The organism is Reyranella sp., from assembly GCF_965229815.1.
GTDB lineage: Bacteria > Pseudomonadota > Alphaproteobacteria > Reyranellales > Reyranellaceae > Reyranella.
In genome coordinates this window covers 1,408,153-1,425,612 of sequence record NZ_CBDDJN010000002.1, presented here as the reverse complement: position 1 = coordinate 1,425,612, position 17,460 = coordinate 1,408,153, and the positions used below count along the sequence as shown (strand labels likewise).

At 70.1% G+C, this 17,460-nt stretch carries 17 protein-coding genes; 9 read left to right on the top strand and 8 right to left on the bottom strand.

The features are described 5' to 3' along the window. Nucleotides 1-3: 3 nt before the first annotated feature. Nucleotides 4-627, bottom strand: coding sequence for an FMN-binding negative transcriptional regulator (locus tag ACO073_RS07250; protein ID WP_421996486.1), 624 nt, complete (start codon nucleotides 625-627; stop codon nucleotides 4-6). A 97-nt stretch (nucleotides 628-724) separates the two neighbouring features. On the opposite strand from ACO073_RS07250, the gene ACO073_RS07245 reads away from it, so the two are divergent. The 3 genes from ACO073_RS07245 to ACO073_RS07235 all read left to right on the top strand — a co-directional run bounded on the left by ACO073_RS07245 (nucleotide 725) and on the right by ACO073_RS07235 (nucleotide 3,679). Beyond that, nucleotides 725-1,393, top strand: a complete 669-nt coding sequence (locus ACO073_RS07245) for a dienelactone hydrolase family protein (RefSeq protein WP_421996485.1) — start codon at nucleotides 725-727, stop codon at nucleotides 1,391-1,393. Between the two features lie 137 nt (nucleotides 1,394-1,530). Then, the gene (locus ACO073_RS07240; protein WP_421996484.1) at nucleotides 1,531-2,778 is read left to right on the top strand and encodes a CaiB/BaiF CoA transferase family protein; all 1,248 of its coding nucleotides are present in this window, start codon (nucleotides 1,531-1,533) and stop codon (nucleotides 2,776-2,778) included. A 1-nt stretch (nucleotide 2,779) separates the two neighbouring features. Further along, nucleotides 2,780-3,679, top strand: a complete 900-nt coding sequence (locus ACO073_RS07235; protein ID WP_421996483.1) for an HpcH/HpaI aldolase/citrate lyase family protein — start codon at nucleotides 2,780-2,782, stop codon at nucleotides 3,677-3,679. Nucleotides 3,680-3,752: 73 nt separating this feature from the next. On the opposite strand, the gene ACO073_RS07230 is transcribed toward ACO073_RS07235, so the two are convergent. The 3 genes from ACO073_RS07230 to petA are packed head-to-tail and all read right to left on the bottom strand — an operon-like array spanning nucleotide 3,753 to nucleotide 6,403. Beyond that, a complete protein-coding gene (locus ACO073_RS07230) occupies nucleotides 3,753-4,553 on the bottom strand; it encodes a cytochrome c1 (RefSeq protein WP_421996482.1) in 801 nt (266 codons plus the stop codon). A gap of 4 nt (nucleotides 4,554-4,557) precedes the next feature. After that, nucleotides 4,558-5,790 carry a cytochrome b gene (locus tag ACO073_RS07225; protein WP_421996481.1) on the bottom strand — a complete coding sequence of 411 codons (1,233 nt, stop codon included), beginning with the start codon at nucleotides 5,788-5,790 and terminating at the stop codon, nucleotides 4,558-4,560. Between the two features lie 46 nt (nucleotides 5,791-5,836). Then, nucleotides 5,837-6,403: a ubiquinol-cytochrome c reductase iron-sulfur subunit gene (gene petA / locus ACO073_RS07220; RefSeq protein ID WP_421996480.1), complete on the bottom strand. Its 567-nt coding sequence runs from the start codon at nucleotides 6,401-6,403 to the stop codon at nucleotides 5,837-5,839. A 157-nt stretch (nucleotides 6,404-6,560) separates the two neighbouring features. On the opposite strand from petA, the gene ACO073_RS07215 reads away from it, so the two are divergent. Together ACO073_RS07215 and hemF are read left to right on the top strand one after the other, a co-directional pair. Next, nucleotides 6,561-7,022 carry a tRNA (cytidine(34)-2'-O)-methyltransferase gene (locus ACO073_RS07215; RefSeq protein ID WP_421996479.1) on the top strand — a complete coding sequence of 154 codons (462 nt, stop codon included), beginning with the start codon at nucleotides 6,561-6,563 and terminating at the stop codon, nucleotides 7,020-7,022. Beyond that, on the top strand, nucleotides 7,006-7,911 hold the full coding sequence (gene hemF, locus ACO073_RS07210) for an oxygen-dependent coproporphyrinogen oxidase (RefSeq protein WP_421996478.1): 906 nt from the start codon (nucleotides 7,006-7,008) through the stop codon (nucleotides 7,909-7,911). Before ACO073_RS07215 ends, hemF begins: the two co-directional genes overlap by 17 nt. A gap of 4 nt (nucleotides 7,912-7,915) precedes the next feature. Here hemF and ACO073_RS07205 read toward each other — a convergent pair whose 3' ends face one another. The 4 genes from ACO073_RS07205 to ACO073_RS07190 are packed head-to-tail and all read right to left on the bottom strand — an operon-like array spanning nucleotide 7,916 to nucleotide 10,345. Further along, complete coding sequence (locus ACO073_RS07205; protein WP_421996477.1) at nucleotides 7,916-8,305, bottom strand: hypothetical protein; 390 nt, start codon at nucleotides 8,303-8,305, stop codon at nucleotides 7,916-7,918. Next, nucleotides 8,302-9,534, bottom strand: a complete 1,233-nt coding sequence (locus tag ACO073_RS07200; RefSeq protein ID WP_421996476.1) for a CCA tRNA nucleotidyltransferase — start codon at nucleotides 9,532-9,534, stop codon at nucleotides 8,302-8,304. Before ACO073_RS07200 ends, ACO073_RS07205 begins: the two co-directional genes overlap by 4 nt. A gap of 7 nt (nucleotides 9,535-9,541) precedes the next feature. Beyond that, entirely contained in the window at nucleotides 9,542-9,778 is a 237-nt protein-coding gene (locus tag ACO073_RS07195) for a hypothetical protein (protein WP_421996475.1), read from the bottom strand. Between the two features lie 6 nt (nucleotides 9,779-9,784). After that, nucleotides 9,785-10,345, bottom strand: coding sequence for a CoA pyrophosphatase (locus tag ACO073_RS07190; protein ID WP_421996474.1), 561 nt, complete (start codon nucleotides 10,343-10,345; stop codon nucleotides 9,785-9,787). Nucleotides 10,346-10,471: 126 nt separating this feature from the next. Here ACO073_RS07190 and ACO073_RS07185 point away from each other — a divergent pair, with 126 nt between their 5' ends. From ACO073_RS07185 to ACO073_RS07170, 4 genes are all read left to right on the top strand, one after another. After that, complete coding sequence (locus ACO073_RS07185) at nucleotides 10,472-11,485, top strand: AAA family ATPase (protein WP_421996473.1); 1,014 nt, start codon at nucleotides 10,472-10,474, stop codon at nucleotides 11,483-11,485. Between the two features lie 30 nt (nucleotides 11,486-11,515). Then, nucleotides 11,516-12,418, top strand: a complete 903-nt coding sequence (locus tag ACO073_RS07180) for a DUF58 domain-containing protein (RefSeq protein ID WP_421996472.1) — start codon at nucleotides 11,516-11,518, stop codon at nucleotides 12,416-12,418. 177 nt (nucleotides 12,419-12,595) lie between these two features. Next, entirely contained in the window at nucleotides 12,596-15,355 is a 2,760-nt protein-coding gene (locus ACO073_RS07175; protein WP_421996471.1) for a DUF4159 domain-containing protein, read from the top strand. Next, complete coding sequence (locus tag ACO073_RS07170; protein WP_421996470.1) at nucleotides 15,352-17,448, top strand: hypothetical protein; 2,097 nt, start codon at nucleotides 15,352-15,354, stop codon at nucleotides 17,446-17,448. The genes ACO073_RS07175 and ACO073_RS07170 overlap by 4 nt, the downstream gene beginning before the upstream one ends. The last annotated feature ends 12 nt before the right edge of the window (nucleotides 17,449-17,460 follow it).

Genomic DNA, 17,460 nt, shown 5'->3' with positions numbered 1-17,460 from the left:
CGCCTAGGGCAGCACCCGCTTCATCCACCCCGCCGTCGCCCGTGCATCCTGACCGTCGCTGGCCTCGAGCTTCGCGATCACGCGCTGGCGGTCTTCGAGGTCGCGGTTCTGGCTGAGCTTGATCTTGATCTCGACGCGCGCGAGCGGCATGCGGAAGGCGACGATGCCGCGGGTTTGCGCCTCGGCATTGCCGGGCGGCAGCCGGTCGAGGCTCCAGGAATCGGGCGCCGAGCCCTCGTAGGCCGCCGCCAGGCGGGCCAGCACCGCCAGGGCGCCCGCCGTATCCTCGATGGCCTGCGGCCGGCCATAGGCGTGGACCGTGACATAGTTCCAGGTCGGCACCTTGGGACCCGGCGTGTACCAGGTCGGCGAGACATAGGCGTGCGGTCCCCAGAAGAGGGCGAGCGAGTCGGTCCCGCGATCGAACAGCTTCCAGTGGTCGTTGGCGCGCGCCATGTGGCCGATCAGCGAGCCGTGCTCGGATCCGTCGTCCTGCCACAGCAGCGACAGGTGGGTGGCGAGCGGCGCGCCCTGGCTGTCGGCGGTCATCAGCAGGGCCCAGCTATGGGCCTGCATGATCTCGCGGCCGACGGCTTCGCTGCCCTCGAAAGGCTTGGGAATGTACATCGCTGGCTCTCGCGCTCGCTTTCGCTCCCCGATGGGGACGTGTTGAATGGCGGCCCATTACCATGTCCAATGCCGGCCGCAACCGGGAGGATTTTTCATGGGCGAGGATATTCGTCTCAAGTCGAAGGCCGGCGAGATCGGCGCCTATCTCGCCACCCCGAAGGGGTCGCCCAAGGGCGGCATCGTCGTCATCCAGGAGATCTTCGGCGTCAACCACCACATCCGGGCGGTGACCGACAAGTTCGCCGCCGACGGCTATCTCGCCCTTGCCCCCCGGTTCTTCGACCATATCAAGACGGGCGTCGAGCTGGGCTACACGCCGGACACGATCGCCGAAGGCCGCAAGTACGTGATGGAACTGGGCTTCGACAAGCCGGTGCAGGACGTCGAGGCGGCGATCGAGGAGCTGAAGAAGCGCGGCGCCCGCAAGGTGGCGGTCACCGGCTACTGCTGGGGCGGCACCATCTCCTGGCTGGCGGCGACGCGGCTCAACCCCGACGCGGTCTCGGCCTACTACGGTGGCGGCATCCACGGGCTGAAGAACGAGAAGGCCAAGGTCCCGACACAGATGCATTTCGGCGACAAGGACATGCACATCCCGATGGAGCACGTGAACGAGCTGCGCAAGCTTCATCCCGACGTGCAGATCTTCGATTACCCGGCCGATCACGGTTTCCATTGCGACGAGCGCGGCAGCTACGACGCGGCCGCTTCCCGGCAGGCCATGGCGCGCACGATGGAGTTCTTCGGCAAGCACGTCGGCTAGCCGGGCGCGCGCTCCTCCAGTAGCGCGATCATGATCTTCCGGACCGCGAGCCTCCGGCTCGCTCATGAGGCGGGCGAGGCAAACGCGGGCCAAACAGCCAAGAGAAGACGCGCCACTGGAGTGGCGCGCCCCCAGCAATGACGAAGAGACCCGCAAAGAAACCCCTCACACCGACCGCACGCGGCCCCCTGAACGGGGTCCGCGTGGTCGACCTCTCGCGACTGGTCGCCGGCAACGTGCTGACCCTGCAGCTCGCCGATTTCGGCGCCGAGGTCATCAAGATCGAGCCGCCCGAGGGCGACACGCTGCGCTCGTGGCGGGTCAAGAGCATCGAGACGGCGTGGAAGGTCTACAGCCGCAACAAGAAGAGCGTCGCGCTCGACCTGCGCTCGGATGCCGGCCGGACCATCGTGCGCGAGCTCGCAAGGTCGGCCCAGATCCTGGTCGAAAGCTTCCGGCCCGGCGTGCTCGAGGACATGGGCCTGGCGCCGGCCGACCTGCACGCGATCAATCCCAAGCTCGTCATCGTGCGCATTTCCGGCTGGGGCCAGGACGGGCGCTACCGCCACAAGCCAGGCTTCGGCACGCTGATCGAGGGCTATAGCGGCTTCGCCTCGATGAACGGTTTCGCCGACCGCGAGCCGGTGCTGCCGCCGATGTACCTGGCCGACGCCATGGCGGCGCTCTACGGCTACGGCGCGGTCATGGTGGCGCTGCGCGAGGTCGAGATGAACGGCGGCATGGGGCAGGTCATGGACCTGCCGCTGTTCGACCCGCTGTTCTCGGTGCTGGGGCCGCAGGCCGCCAACCATAGGCTCACGGGTGAGGTGAAGGTGCGCACCGGCAGCCGCTCGACCAATGCCGCGCCGCGCAACGTCTACCAGACCAGGGACGGTCACTGGGTGTGCCTGTCCGCCTCGACGCAGGGCATGGCCGAGCGGGTGCTGGTCAAGATCGGCCGACCCGAGCTGGCGAAGGATCCGCGGTTCGCCACCAACATCGAGCGCGTCCGGAACGGCGAGGAGCTCGACCGCATCATCGGCGGCTTCATCGCCGAACGCGACCTCGACGAGAACCTGAAGTATTTCGACGAGGCCGGCGTCACCATCGGGCCGGTGTACGACATCGCCCAGATCGTGGCCGACGACTACGTGCTGGAGCGCGAGGCGCTGATCGAGATCGACGATGACGAGATGGGCACGCTGCCCACCCATCCGGTGGTGCCGCGCCTCTCGGGCACTCCGGGCGCCCTGCGCGCGGCCGCGCCCAGGATCGGCGAGCACAACGAGGCGCTGCTGAAGCCCCTGCTGGGCGACGTCGAGTACGACAAGCTCTGCGCTGCCGGCGCGATCTCCCAGGAAAAGAACAAGGGAAAGAAGAAGTAGCGTGAACCGCCCAACAGCACCCGTCTGGCGCTCGATCCTCTACGTGCCGGGCAACGTCCCGAAATTCATCGACCGTGCGCACGAGCGCGGCGCCGACTGCGTCCTGGTCGACCTCGAGGACAGCGTCACGCCGGCCGAGAAGCCGAGGGCGCGCGCCCTGCTGCCCGACACGATGGAAAAGGTGGTGCGCGGCGGCGCCGACGTCGCCGTGCGGATCAACCGGCCGCTCCGGCTCGCCGTGCCCGACATCGAGGCGGCCGTTCGGCCGGGGCTTGCGGCGCTGTTCGTCACCAAGACGGAAGGCGTGGGCCATCTGCGCCTGCTCGACGAGGTGGTGAGCGAGCTGGAGCGCGAGCGCGGCATGCCGGTGGGTGGCGTCGGTTTCGGCGTCATGATCGAGCATCCGCGCGCCCTGGCGGAGATCAACGACATCGCCGAGCGCGGCCCACGCGTCATCGCCATGATGCTGGGCGGCGAGGACTTCGCGCTGGAGACCGGCTCGATCCCGGGCGACGAGACGCTCGAGCTGCCCAAGCGGCTGGTCGCCTTCGCGGCCCAGGCGCACGGCGTCCCGATGATCGGCATCCTCGGCACCGTCGCCGACTACACCGATCCCGAGGCCTATCGCAGGAGCGCCGAGCGGGCGCGACGCTTCGGCTTCTCGGGCGCGACCTGCGTGCATCCGGGACTGGTGCAGGCCCTGAACGAGGCCTTCACGCCGCCGGCCGAGGAGATCGCGCAGGCCCACAGGCTGATCGCGGCCGACGAGAAGGCGGCCGCGGAGGGCCGCGGCTCCTTCACCGTCGACGGCAAGATGATCGACATCCCGGTGATCGACCGGGCGCGCCGCCTGCTGGCGCGCCACGAGGCGATCGAACGCCGCAGCCGGCGGAGCGCCTGACGCGCCGTCCGGAGCGCCCCGACAGGGGCGCGCCCGGATCAATGCCCAGGTCGATGCAAGGATCGGCGAGCGATCAGTGCTTGTCGGCCCACACCGCCCGCTTGACCGCGTACATCATGCCGGCCAGCGCCAGCAGGAAGAGGATGACGCGGATGCCCGTGCGCTTGCGCGCCTCGAGATGGGGTTCCGAGGCCCAGGCCAGGAACTCCGTGACATCGGCGGCTTCCTGGTCGAGCGTCGCCTTGGTGCCGTCGGCGTACTGAACCTTGTCGTCGCTGAGCGGCGGCGCCATGCCGATCTTGTGACCGGGGAAGTACTTGTTGAAGTTGTCGTCCTTGGAGACGTCGTACGCCTTGATCACCTCGGGCGACAGCTTGTCGAACGGCACGTAGCCGGTGAGGATCCCGTAGACGTAGTTCGGTCCGCCTTCACGCGCCTTCACGATGACGCTGAGGTCGGGCGGCGCCTTGCCGTTGTTGGCGGCGGCGGCGGCCAGCGCGTTGGGGAACGGGCTCTTGAAACGATCCGACAGCTTGGCCGGACGGTCGACCGTCTGGCCCTCGTCGTTGAGGTCGGAAACCTGGATGTCCTTGATCAGGTCCTTGACCTGGTCCTCGGTCAGGCCGAGCTCGGTCAGGTTGCGGTAGTACATCAGGGACATCGAGTGGCACGCGGCGCACACCTCGGCATAGACCTGGTAGCCCCGCTGGGCGGCGGCGCGGTCGTAGGTGCCGAACGGTCCCTGGAAGTGCCAATGCTTCTCCGGCAGCTTGTTCTCGGCCTCGTAGGCGGAAAGGCTCTCTGCGCCGACGGCGAGCGTGCCGACGGCGAGCGAGGCGAGCGCGAGGGCGCCCGAGGCGAAATACTTGCGCATGTCCTTAACCCGCCTTCTTGAGCACCGAGTCGGCGATGCTGGGGGGCAGTGGCAACGGCCGTTCGATCTTGCCCAGGATCGGCAGCAGGATGAGGAAGTGGAAGAAGTAGTAGACCGTCGCGAGCTGCGAGATCGGCACGTACCAGCCCTCCGGCGGGTGGGCGCCGCAGATGCCGAGCACGATCACGTCGACCACCAGCACGAGCATGAACCACTTGTAGATCGGGCGGAACGTGGCCGAGCGGACCCGCGACGTGTCGAGCCAGGGCAGCACGAACAGCACGGCGATGGCGCCGAACATGGCGATGACGCCGCCGAGCTTGTCGGGCACCGCGCGCAGGATCGCGTAGAACGGCAGGAAGTACCATTCCGGCACGATGTGCTCGGGCGTCACCAGCGGATTGGCCGGGGTGTAGTTGTCGGGATGCCCGAGATAGTCGGGGGCGAAGAAGACGAAGCCGGCATAGATGATCAGGAACACGACCGTGCCGAACCCGTCCTTCATCGTGTAGTACGGATGGAAGGGAACGGTGTCCTGCGGGCCCTTCGGATCGATGCCGAGCGGGTTGTTCGAGCCGTGGATGTGCAGCGCCACGACATGCAGCGCCACGACGGCCACGATCACGAACGGCAGCAGGTAGTGGAAGGCGAAGAAGCGGTTCAGCGTCGCGTTGTCGACGGAGAAGCCGCCCCACAGCCAGTGCACGATCGACTCGCCCACGACCGGGATGGCCGAGAACAGGTTGGTGATGACGGTGGCGCCCCAGAAGCTCATCTGGCCCCAGGGCAGCACGTAACCCATGAAGGCCGTCGCCATCATCAGCAGGAAGATGACCACGCCCAGCATCCACAGCAGCTCGCGCGGCGCCTTGTAGGAACCGTAGTAGAGGCCGCGAAAGATGTGGATGTAGACCGCGATGAAGAAGAACGACGCGCCGTTCATGTGCATGTCGCGGATCAGCCAGCCCATCGGCACGTCGCGATCGATGCGCTCGACCGAGTCGAAGGCCATCAGCACGTTCGGCATGTAGTTGGTCGCCAGCACCACGCCGGTGGCGATCATCAGCACCAGCATCACCGTGGCGATGGCGCCGAAGTTCCAGAAGTAGTTGAAATTCCGCGGCGTCGGGAAGGTGTGGTATTCCTTCTCCAGATACGAGAACACCGGCAGGCGGTGATCGATCCAGGCGATCACCTTGTTGTTGAAGACCGGCGGCGTGCCGTGTGACGAGGCCATTTCTGCAGCTCCTGGAGCGATCCCGTGCAGGCGATCGGACGGAAGATCAGCCGATCTTGACGAGGGTGTCGGACGTGAAGAGGTAGGGCGGGATCGCCAGGTTCCGCGGCGCCGGCCCCTGCCGGATGCGGCCCGACGTGTCGTAGGCCGAGCCGTGACAGGGGCAGAACCAGCCGCCGAACGGACCCTTGGGCTGGCCCGGCTTGTTGCCCAGCGGCACGCAGCCCAGATGGGTGCAGACGCCGACCTGGATCAGCCACTCCGGGCGGACCTTCTTGGCCGTGTCGGTGCAGCGCGCATTGTCGGTCTGGGGATCGCGCAGCTCCGAGAGCGGGACGGCCTCGGCCTCCTTGATCTCCTCCGGCGTGCGGTGGCGGATGAACAGCGGCTGGCCGCGCCAGCTCACCGTGATCGCCTGGCCGACCTGGATCGGCTGCACGTTCACCTCGATCGAGGCCAGCGCCAGCGTGTCGGCCGCGGGATTGAGATTGTTGATGAAGGGCCACGCCGTGGCGACGGCGCCGACGCCGGCGAGGGCGCCCGTCGCGACCATGAGAAAGTCGCGCCGGGTCGGGTCGCCATGCCCGCCGGCCGGAATGCTGGGTGTTGCCATATTGCTCTCTTGCGCTCCCCCGAGGAGATTGAGACTTAGACCGCAAAAGGACCTTATGTTTCAAGGCTCTGTTGGTCGCAGGCCGGAGCCCTGCCGTTGTGTGACAGCGTGCCGCAGAGCCGCCTTTCCGCGGCGCGGACGAAAAACGGACGGAGCCATGCGTCTCGCCCTTTTCGAGCCCGACATCCCGCAGAATCTGGGGGCCTGCATCCGCCTGTCGGCCTGCCTGGGCCTTCCCCTCGACCTGATCGAGCCCTGCGGCTTCCCGGTCGACGACCGGCGGATGAGGCGGGCCGCGATGGATTACTTCGACCGGGCGACCCTGGTCCGGCACGCCTCGTGGGCGGCCTTCCGGCGCGACCGGGCGCCCGGCCGCCTAGTCCTCCTGACGACCCTGGGGGCCGTGCCCTTCCCCGACGTCGCCTTCCGGCCGGATGACACGCTGCTGGTGGGCCGCGAGAGCGCCGGCGTGCCGGCCGAGGTCCACGAGGCGGCCGATCTCAGGCTGCGCATCCCGCTGCAGCCCGGGGTGCGGTCGCTGAATGTCGCCCTGGCGGCGGCCATGGTAGTGAGCGAGGCCCTCCGCCAGACCTCCGGATACGATGCGCTCGCCGACTAGCACTCCCACGCCCCTGCCCGACGCCGCGCTCGTGGAGCGACGCAAGGATGCCGCCCGGACCTGGTTCGAGGGGCTGCGCGACCGTCTCTGCGCCGTGTTCGAGCGGATCGAGGACGAGCTCACCGGCCCCCACCGCGACCTCGCGCCGGGACGCTTCGAGCGCAAGCCGTGGCGGCGCGAGCCCGGCCCCGCCGGCGAGGATCGCGGCGGCGGCGTGATGTCGCTGATGCGCGGCCGCGTGTTCGAGAAGGTGGGCGTGAACGTCTCGACCGTGTTCGGCGAGTTCAGCCCGGAGTTCCGCCGGCAGATTCCCGGCGCCGAGCAGGATCCGCGCTTCTTCGCGACCGGGATCTCGCTGGTCGCCCACATGCGCTCGCCCCGGGTGCCGGCGGCGCACATGAACACCCGCCACATCGTCACCACCCGCGCCTGGTTCGGCGGCGGCGGCGACCTGACCCCGATGGTGCCCGACGAGAAGGACACGCAGGCCTTCCACGGCTCACTGAAGGCAGCCTGCGACCGCCACGACGCGACCTACTATCCGCGCTTCAAGCAATGGTGCGACGAGTACTTCCACCTTCCGCACCGCGGCGAGCCGCGCGGCGTCGGCGGCATTTTCTACGACGACCTCGACAGCGGCGACTTCGAGCGCGATTTCGCCTTCACCCGCGACGTCGGCGAGGCCTTCCTCGACGTCTACCCCCGCATCGTGCGGGCCCGCATGAACGAGCCGTGGACCGCCGCCGAGCGCGAGCACCAGCTCGTGCGCCGCGGCCGCTACGTCGAGTTCAACCTGCTGCACGATCGCGGCACGCGGTTCGGCCTGATGACCGGCGGCAACGTCGAGGCGATCCTGATGTCGCTGCCGCCCGAGGTGAAGTGGCCGTGAGCTTCTAGCGCCGGCCGACCAGGGTGCCGGCGAGCAGCGGCAGGACGACGAGGCCGGCCAGGAACAGCGGATAGGGGCCGCCGAACCGGTCGAGGAAGGCGAGCGGATCGGAATCGTAGAGCAGCCGCGCATAGGCGAAGTCGACCAGGAGCGTCGAGGTCGGCCACAGCACGGCCGCCAGCAGCGCCGCCGGCAGCCAGTGCGGCCCCGCCGTGCGGCGGGCGTGGATCACCGCGAGCATCGCCGCATAGGGCAGCGGCACGATCGCCTTGTACCATTCGACGGCGCGCACGCTGAGCGACAGGCCGATCCAGGTGTCGCCGACGGCGTTGTTCAGCACCACGAACAGGGCCAGCGCCAGCCACAGCGCGAAGGAAAGGCCCGGACGGATCACGGCGCGCTCTTTGCCAGACGCGCGAGCTCGGCGAGGCAGGCGGCCCGGTCGGCCGCGAAGTCGCCCGCGACCCACCAGCCCTCGACCGCCTCGACCAGCCGTCCGACCTGGGGCCCCGGCGCAAGGCCGAGGGCGAGCGCGTCGCGGCCGCCCACCGGCAGCTCGGGTGGCGTCCACCGCCGCGCCAGGTCGAGTGCTGCCTGCCAGTCGCCCGGTGCATCGATCGACAGCAGCAGCCGGTCGATGAACAGGCGGCTGCCCAGCCGGTAGAGGGCGGCGCGCCAGGCCGGCGGTCCGGCCGCGACGTCGATCGCGGGTTCCGGCGGCAGCAGGACCGACAGCCGCAGCGACTGCTGCGTCGACAGCTTTAGGCGCTTGCCGATCGCCGTGGCGTCTGCCGCCGCAGGGAGGATCGCCGCCAGCCGCCGCACGCCGTCTGCCGTCTCCTTCCCGGCCTCCTCGCGCGCCGCCAGGGCGCGCAGGCGCGCGCTGCCGGCATATTCGGGCAGCCAGTGATCGAGCACGCCGGCCTCGAGCATCGCATCGAGCGCATCGGCTGCCGCCGCGCCCGGCGCCACGAGGGTGCGCAGCAGTTCCTTGGCGACGCGCTCGCCGGACAGGCTGCGCAACGTCGCGGCGTTGCGCCGGCAGGCCTGGAAGCCTTCCCCGTCGAGCGGCGGCCGTCCGTACCACGCGTGGAAGCGGAAGAAGCGCAGCACGCGCAACCGATCCTCGGCGATGCGCCGGTCGGGATCGCCGATGAAGCGCACGCGGCCCGCCGCGAGGTCGGCCCGGCCGTCGAAATAGTCGTGGATGGTGCCGTCGCGCTCGGCGTAGAGCGCGTTGAAGGTGAAGTCCCGGCGTTCGGCGTCGGTGCGCCAGTCGTCGGTGAAGGCGACGACGGCGCGGCGGCCGTCGGTCTCGACATCGCGGCGCAGGGTCGTGAGCTCGAACGGCTGGCCGTCGACCACCGCCGTGACCGTTCCGTGCCGCACCCCGGTCGGCACGACCTTGATACCCGCTGTCTCGAGCACGCGCGTCGCGACATCCGGTGGCCGGTCGACTGCGAGGTCGATCTCGCCCACCGTCCGGCCCGCGATCCAGTCGCGCACGCAGCCGCCGACGAAGCGCGCCTCGACCCCGCCCGCGGCCAGCGCGTCGAGCAGCCGCCGCACCGGCCCCTTGCCCATCCAGCCGGGGATCACCGCGAACCTTCGCCGGATGCGCACGACGCCGTCATGGCGCGAACAGGCCGCCGTACCCTTGGCTCTGGGTGAAGAACAGCAGGACGAAGCCCGCGATGGCGAGCACCAGGCCGGCGATGGCGAGCCAGGTGAACGGCAGGTCCTGCCAGTCCGGCAGGGTGCCTGCGAGCTTGCGCTGCTCCTTGATCTTCACGCCCCACGCCCAGAGGAAGAAGGCGACGGTGGGCACCAGGACCAGGATGAGGGCCATCAGGACGATGCGCAGCATGACGGCCTAGCTGGTCAGGACGAAGTGCAGGTTCTTGAGCATGCCGGCGGTGGCCCCCCAGATATAGCGGTCGCCATAGGGCATGGCGTAGTAGCGCCGCTCCCGACCCTGGTAGAGGCGGCTGTCGATACGGTGATTGCGCTCGTCCAGGAAATGCGCGAGCGGCACCTCGAAGACGTCCGCCACTTCCCGCGGATCCGCATGGGTCGTGAAGCCCGGCCGCACGATGCCGACGATCGGCGTGATCTCGTAGCCGGTGCCGGTCCGGTAGGGGTCGACCGCGCCCAGCACGTCGACGAAGGTCCGCGACAGCCCGACCTCTTCCTCGGTTTCGCGTAGCGCCGTCGCCACCGCATCGGCGTCTTCCTTCTGGGTGCGCCCGCCGGGAAAGGCGATCTGGCCGGCGTGGCTCGGCATGTCGTCGGTGCGCTGGGTCAGCAGCACCGTGATGGCGGGCTCGCGAACGACCAGCGGCACGAGCACGGCGGCCGGCCGGAAGGCAGCCGGCGAGGGGACCACGCCGTTCAGCGAGAAGTCGCTGCCCAGGGGTGGGTGGGGTACGGGCAAACCGGATGCCAAACGCCGACTGCGTTCGCTGACCCGCCGCACGATTTCGTCAACCGTCATGCCCTTGTTCCGGCCTCAATTCTGGGCTTCCCTCAACTCGATCCCTCGGACAACAGGAGCGCCCCAGTGGCCCCAGACACTTCGACCGCAACCGACGCCGATGCCCTCGCCGCCCTGGCCGACATCGAACGTCTGGGCGGCCAGCTGCGCGCCGCCCGCGCGGCCATCGGCAGGGTCATTTATGGCCAGCAGGATGTCATCGATCAAACACTGGTTGCGCTGCTGTCCGGTGGGCACCTGTTGTTGATCGGCGTCCCGGGTCTGGCCAAGACCAAGCTGGTCGAGACGCTGGGCGTCGTGCTGGGGCTCGAGACCAAGCGCATCCAGTTCACCCCCGACCTGATGCCGGCCGACATCCTGGGCTCCGAAGTGCTCGAGGAGAGCGACACGGGACGGCGCTCGTTCCGCTTCATCTCGGGCCCGGTCTTCGCCCAGCTTCTGATGGCGGACGAGATCAACCGCGCCAGCCCGCGCACCCAGTCGGCCCTGCTGCAGAGCATGCAGGAGCGCCACGTCACGGTGGCGGGAAAAACCTATGATCTGCCGGCCCCCTTCCACGTGCTGGCGACCCAGAACCCGCTCGAGCAGGAGGGCACCTACCCGCTGCCCGAGGCCCAGCTCGACCGCTTCCTGCTGCAGGCCGACGTCGGCTATCCCGACGAGGAGGCCGAGCGCCAGATCATGATCGGTACCACGGGCGCCACCCTGCCGACGGCGACCCAGGCGCTGACGCCGGCCGACCTGATGGCGGCGCAGGCCCTCGTCCGCCGCCTGCCGATCGGCGAGAGCGTGGTCGACGCCATCCTGAAGCTGGTGCGCGCCGGCCGCCCCGATACGTCCGACCTCGACGTCGTGCGCCAGCGCGTCGCCTGGGGCCCCGGCCCCCGCGCCAGCCAGGCCTTCATGCTGGCCTGCCGCGCGCGCGCCATCATCCAGGGCCGGCTCGCCCCGTCGATCGACGACGTCGTGGCGCTCGCCGGACCGATCCTGCGCCATCGCATGGCGGTGAACTTCTCCGCCCGCGCCGAGGGCGTGACGGTGGAAACGGTGATCGCCCAGATGTGCGCGCGGCTGGCTTAGGCTGGCGCAGGGCTTGCAATTCGAAGCGTAATGGCGTCCTCCAGCACCCTTCATCGTTCCCTCGAACTCGCCGGAACGCTGCCTGCGCTGATGGTGGCGGCCGACCGTGTCGCCGCGACCGTGATTCAGGGCGTGCACGGCCGCCGGCGCGTCGGCCAGGGCGATGCCTTCTGGCAGTACCGGCCCTACCGTGCTGGCGACAGCGCGGGCCAGATCGACTGGCGGCAGAGCGCGCGCAGCCGCCACCTGTTCGTGCGCGAGACCGAATGGGAAGCCGCGGCCAGCGTCTGGCTGTGGCGCGACGGATCGCCGTCGATGCAGTACGCCTCGCTGCGCAACAGCGACACCAAGGCGCTGCGGGCCGAGTTGATCACCCTGGCGCTGGCCAGCCTCCTGTCCGATGCCGGGGAGCGCGTGGCGGTTCTGGGCACCGGCATGCGGCCGATTTCGGGGCGGCTGGCGGTGCGCCGCGTGGCCGAGACGCTGTTCGACGAGGCGCGACAGGTTGCCGACCGGGGCGCCGCGCTGCCCAGCCTGCCGCCGCTCCTGCCGCTGCCGGCGCACGGAACCGTGGTGCTGATCTCCGACTGGCTCGACCCGCTGGACAGGATCGAGGCGGTGATCCGCCATTATTCCGGCGGCGGCCTGCGCGGCCATCTCGTGCAGATCCTCGACCCGGCGGAGGAAGACCTCCCGTTCAACGGCCACGTGAAGTTCGAGGGCCTGGAAGCCGAGGGCCAGCACACGATCCGCCGCGTCGAGGGCGTCCGCGAGGCCTACGGCGCGCGGCTGGCGGCCCAGAAGGAAGGGCTCCTGCATCTCACCCGCTCGACCGACTGGACGGTCCACCTGCATCGCACCGACAAGTCGCCGCAGACCGTCCTGCTGTCGCTCTACCTCGCCATGGCCGACCTGCGTCGGCTGGCGGCGTGACGTGATGAGCGAGCTCCTTTCAAGCCTTCCTCCCCACGCTCCGCGTGGGGAGGTGTCCGCGAAGCGGACGGAGGGGTCATGGGCCTCGGCACTGAAGCCCATGACCCCTCCGTCGCCGTGTGACGGCGACACCTCCCCAGCTTCGCCGGGGAGGCCGGCGAGCTTCCGCGTGTCCGCATGCTGAGCTTCGGCGCCTTCGCCTTCGCGGCGCCCGGCATGCTGGCGCTCCTGCTGGCGCTGCCGGTCATCTACTGGCTGCTGCGCATGATCCCGCCGCTGCCGAAGGTGATCCGGTTCCCGGCGATCCGGCTGCTGATCGGGCTGGAGCCGACCGAGCAGACGCCGGCCAAGATGCCGTGGTGGCTGCTGCTGCTGCGGCTGCTGCTGGCGACGGCGCTGATCCTCGCCGTGGCGCGACCGCTGCTCAACCCGCAGACCGACCTGCCGGGCAAGGGCCCGCTCCTGCTGGTGATCGACGACGGCTGGTCGTCGGCGCCCGGCTGGACGACGCGCATCGCTCATGCCGAGCGGCTGATCCAGCGCGCCGAGCGCACCCAGCGGCCCGTCGTGCTGCTCGGCACCGCACCCCTGCCGCTCGACGCCCCGACGGTCCGCCGCGGCGCGCTGCGCGCCGACGAGGCCCGTACCGTGCTCCGGGCCTTCCGGCCCAAGCCCTGGCCGACCGATCGCGCTGCGGTCGCGACGGCCATCGACGGCCTTCAGGTCGATCCCGCGGCCACCGTCGTATGGCTGAGCGACGGTCTCGAGGACGAGGGCGCAACCCGGCTCGCGCAGCGCCTGCGCCGCTTCGACGGGCTGCAGGTTGTCCTGCCCGACCAGGCGACGTCTCCGCTGCTGCTGCTGCCGCCGGTCGCCGAGGGTCGCGATCTCAAGGTCCAGGCGCTGCGGCCCGAGGCCGACGGGCCGCGCAAGGTGGCGGTCCAGGCCTCCGACGAGGCCGGCCGCATCGTGGCGCGCATCGAGCTCGACTTCGGCGCCGGCGAGACCAAGGGCGAAGGCGTGCTGCCGGCGCCGCCTGAGCTGCGCAACCGCATGGCCCGCCTCGACATCGAGACCCAGGGCGGCGCCGGCTCGGCCGTGCTGCTCGACGAGCGCAACCGCCGCCGCCCGGTGGCCGTCCTGGGCGAGCGGCCGACCGCGGCCGGCCAGCCGCTGCTGCAGGAAGTCTACTATCTCGAGAAGGCGATCGATCCCTATGTCAGCCTGACGATCGGCGACCGGGAGACGGTGCTGAACCGCAACACGGCCGTCCTTCTGATCCCCGACGGCGCCGCGCCCTCGGCGAACGACCGGGAGGAGATCGCCAAGTGGATCGAGCGCGGCGGCGTCGCCGTGCGCTTCGCCGGCCCCAACCTCGCGGCCGGCAACGACCCGCTGGTGCCGACCCGCCTGCGGCTGGGCGACCGGGCGCTGGGCGGCGTCATGAGCTGGGGCCAGCCGAGCGCGCTGGCCGAGTTCCCGACCAACAGCCCCTTCCTCGGCCTGCCGGTGCCCAAGGACGTGCGCATCAGCCAGCAGGTGCTGGCCGAGCCGACACCCGATCTCGCCGACAAGACCTGGGCGCGGCTGGCCGACGGGACGCCGCTGGTCACCGCCGAGAAGCGCGGCCAAGGCTGGCTGGTCCTGTTCCACACCACCGCCAACGCCGGCTGGAGCAACATGGCGCTCTCGGGTCTGTTCGTGAACATGCTGCAGCGTCTGGTCATCCTGTCGCGCGGCGTCGCCGGCGACGGCGTCAACAAGGCACTGAAGCCGTGGCGGACGCTGGACGGATTCGGCCGGCTCGGCGCGCCGCCGGCCGGTGCGCAGATGCTGCCGGCCGATGCCAACCAGACCTTCAAGCCCAGGCCCGCGACCCCGCCCGGCTTCTACGGCGACGAGAACGCCCAGGTGGCGTTCAACATCGGCGGCCATGTCGACGCGCCGAAGCCGCTGGTCCTGCCGGCCGGCGTGCAGACCGACCGGCTGAGCGAGGGCGGCGAGACCGACCTGTCGCGCTGGTTCCTGCTCGCCGCGCTGGGGCTGCTGCTGCTCGACCTCTTCCTGTCGCTGTGGCTGCGCGGCCTGATGGGCCGGGCACTGCGCTTCGGCCGTCGCACCGGCCGGGCGGCGCCGGCCGCTCTCCTGCTGTTCGCCGCGACGCTGATGCCGGCGCCCGACGGGCGGGCCGCCGACCAGCGGCCGGGACCGCCGCCGCTCAGCGAGGAGCAGGCGCTCAAGGGCTCGCTCGACATCCGGCTTGCCTACATCGTCACCGGCGACAAGGAAGTCGACGACCTGACGCGCCAGGGGCTCGAGGGGCTGAGCGAGGTGCTGCGCAGCCGCACCTCGGTCGAGCCGGCCGATCCGGTCGGCCTCGACCTCGAGAAGGACGAGCCGCGGCTCTACCCGCTGATCTACTGGGCGGTGACGCCGAGCCAGCCGGCCCTGTCGCCGCGCGCCTCGGCCGCGCTCGATCGCTACCTGCGCACCGGCGGCATCCTGTTCGTCGACACGCGCGACCAGCAGATGAGCTTCGACCGGCGCTCGGGCGGCAATCCAGACCTCAAGCGGCTGCTGGGCGGCATCGAGACGCCGCCGCTGGTCGCCATGCCGACGGACCATGTGCTGACCCGGTCGTTCTACCTGCTGAGCGACATGCCGGGCCGCTGGTCGGGCGGCAAGCTGTGGATCGAGGCGGGCAGCGGCCGGGTCAATGACGGCGTGACCACCATCATCATCGGCTCCAACGACTATATCGGCGCCTGGGCGGTCGACCAGCGCGGGCGCGGCATCATGCCGGTCTCGCCGGGCGGCGAGACGCAGCGCGAGATGGCGTTCCGGGTCGGCGTGAACCTCGTGATGCATGCCCTGACGGGCAACTACAAGGACGACCAGGTGCACCTGCCCGACATCATGCAGAGGCTGCGGCGATGAACCCGACATCGGCAGTCTCGGTCGCCTTCGACCCGCTTCTGTCGTGGGAGATCCTCGGCGGGCTGGGCGCGCTCGGCCTCGTCCTCGTCGCGCTGGGCTTCCTCGCGCGCGCGCGCGGCACCTGGTGGCGGCTCGGCGCGCTCCTCGTGGTGATGGCGGCGCTCGCCAACCCGTCGCTGGTCGAGGAGCAGCGCAAGCCGATCGCCGACGTGGCGCTGGTCGTGGTCGACGACTCCGATTCGATGTCGATCGGCGATCGCCGCACCCAGGTGACCGCCGCCCGCGAGGCGCTGAAGAAGAAGCTCGGCCAGCAGGAAGGACTCGAGGTGCGCGAGGCGGTGCTGCCGCCGGCCCACATCCAGCTCGGCAGCGAGCGGCCGGGCGGCACGCGGCTGATCGAGACGATGCGCTCGGCGCTGGTCGAGGTGCCGCCGGAGCGTCTGGCCGGCGTGATCCTGCTGAGCGACGGCCAGGTGCACGACGTGCCGGCACTCGACGATTCCAAGACGCTGCCCGAGCTCGGCGGCGCACCGGTCCATGCACTGATCGCCGGCAGGAAGGGCGAGCGCGACCGGCTGATCGTGCTCGAGCAGTCGCCGCGCTTCGGCGTGGTCGGCCGCGAGGTGACGACCAAGTTCCGGGTCGAGGATCCGGGCGGCGGCACGGCCCCGGTGACCCTCTCGGTCGGCGGCGAGGTCGTGCGCCGCATGGATGTGCCGGTGGGACGCGACATCGAGGTGCCGATCACCGTCGGCAACCCCGGCGCCAACGTCGTCGAGATCGAGGTGGCGGCGGGCCCCAACGAGCTCACCCTCGACAACAACCGCGCCCTCTTCACCATCAGCGGCGTGCGCGACCGGCTGCGCGTCCTGCTGGTCTCGGGAGAGCCCTACCAGGGCGAGCGGGCATGGCGGAACCTGCTGAAGAGCGATCCGGCCGTCGACCTGGTCCACTTCACGATCCTGCGCACGCCGCAGAAGGACGACTTCACGCCGGTGCGCGAGCTCAGCCTGATCGTCTTCCCGATGCGCGAGCTGTTCGAGCAGAAGCTCAAGGAGTTCGACCTGATCATCTTCGACCGCTACGAGTCGGGGAACCTGATCACGCGCGACTATTTCCGCAACATCGCCGAGTACGTGAAGCAGGGGGGCGCGCTGCTGGTCTCGGTCGGGCCGGTGTTCGCCACCCAGCGCTCGCTCTACCGCACGCCGCTCGGGACCGTGCTGCCCGCCGCGCCGCTCGGCGACGTGCTCGAGACCGGCTTCAAGCCCAAGGTCACCGAGATCGGCCAGCGTCATCCCGTGACCGCCAACCTGCCGCAGGCCGGCGAGCCGGGGAAGGAACCGGACTGGGGCCGCTGGTTCCGGGTCGTGACCTCGCGCACCGAGCACGGCAATGCCGTGATGTCCGGCGCCGAGGACCGGCCGCTGGTCATCCTCGACCGCGTCGGCGAAGGACGGGTCGCCCAGCTCATGTCCGACCATCTGTGGCTGTGGAATCGCGGCATCGACGGCGGCGGACCGCAGCCCGAGCTGGTGCGCCGCGTCGCGCACTGGCTGATGAAGGAACCCGATCTCGAGGAAGAGGCGCTGCGCGCCACGTCGGTCGGCGGCCGCATCGAGGTCTCGCGGCGCACGCTGGCCGCGACCTTCCCCAATGTGACGATGACCTCGCCGGACGGCAGCACGCGGACCATCGAGCTGCGCCAGGCCAGCCCCGGCCTGGGAGTGGGCGTGGTCGATGTCGAGAAGCCGGGTCTCTACCGTTTCGACGACGGTACGCTGAACACGGTGGCCGCGGTCGGCAATCCCGACCCGCTGGAATTCTCCGACGTGCGCGCCACCGATGCGAAGCTGAAGCCGTTCGCCGAGGCGACCGGCGGCACGGCGATGTGGCTCTCCGACACCGGCGAGCCCGACATCCGCTCGGTCCGCCCCGGCCGCGCCGCCGGCGGCTCGGACTGGATCGGCCTGCGCCGCAACGAAGGCTACACGGTCGCCGGCATCAACCAGATCCCGCTGCTGCCGGGTATCCTGGTCGCCGCCGCCTTCCTGCTGGCCCTCGGCACCGCCTGGTGGCGCGAGGGCCGCTGAGCCACAGACTCG

Bases quoted from the DNA above. Each gene is read 5' to 3' on its own strand.
- ACO073_RS07240 (WP_421996484.1), top strand. From the start codon at position 1,531: ATGACGAAGAGACCCGCAAAGAAACCCCTCACACCGACCGCACGCGGC.
- ACO073_RS07215 (WP_421996479.1), top strand. From the start codon at position 6,561: ATGCGTCTCGCCCTTTTCGAGCCCGACATCCCGCAGAATCTGGGGGCC.
- ACO073_RS07170 (WP_421996470.1), top strand. From the start codon at position 15,352: ATGAACCCGACATCGGCAGTCTCGGTCGCCTTCGACCCGCTTCTGTCG.
- ACO073_RS07195 (WP_421996475.1), bottom strand. From the start codon at position 9,778: ATGCTGCGCATCGTCCTGATGGCCCTCATCCTGGTCCTGGTGCCCACC.
- ACO073_RS07245 (WP_421996485.1), top strand. From the start codon at position 725: ATGGGCGAGGATATTCGTCTCAAGTCGAAGGCCGGCGAGATCGGCGCC.
- ACO073_RS07230 (WP_421996482.1), bottom strand. From the start codon at position 4,553: ATGCGCAAGTATTTCGCCTCGGGCGCCCTCGCGCTCGCCTCGCTCGCC.
- ACO073_RS07250 (WP_421996486.1), bottom strand. From the start codon at position 627: ATGTACATTCCCAAGCCTTTCGAGGGCAGCGAAGCCGTCGGCCGCGAG.
- petA (WP_421996480.1), bottom strand. From the start codon at position 6,403: ATGGCAACACCCAGCATTCCGGCCGGCGGGCATGGCGACCCGACCCGG.
- ACO073_RS07175 (WP_421996471.1), top strand. From the start codon at position 12,596: ATGCTGAGCTTCGGCGCCTTCGCCTTCGCGGCGCCCGGCATGCTGGCG.
- hemF (WP_421996478.1), top strand. From the start codon at position 7,006: ATGCGCTCGCCGACTAGCACTCCCACGCCCCTGCCCGACGCCGCGCTC.
- ACO073_RS07225 (WP_421996481.1), bottom strand. From the start codon at position 5,790: ATGGCCTCGTCACACGGCACGCCGCCGGTCTTCAACAACAAGGTGATC.
- ACO073_RS07180 (WP_421996472.1), top strand. From the start codon at position 11,516: ATGGCGTCCTCCAGCACCCTTCATCGTTCCCTCGAACTCGCCGGAACG.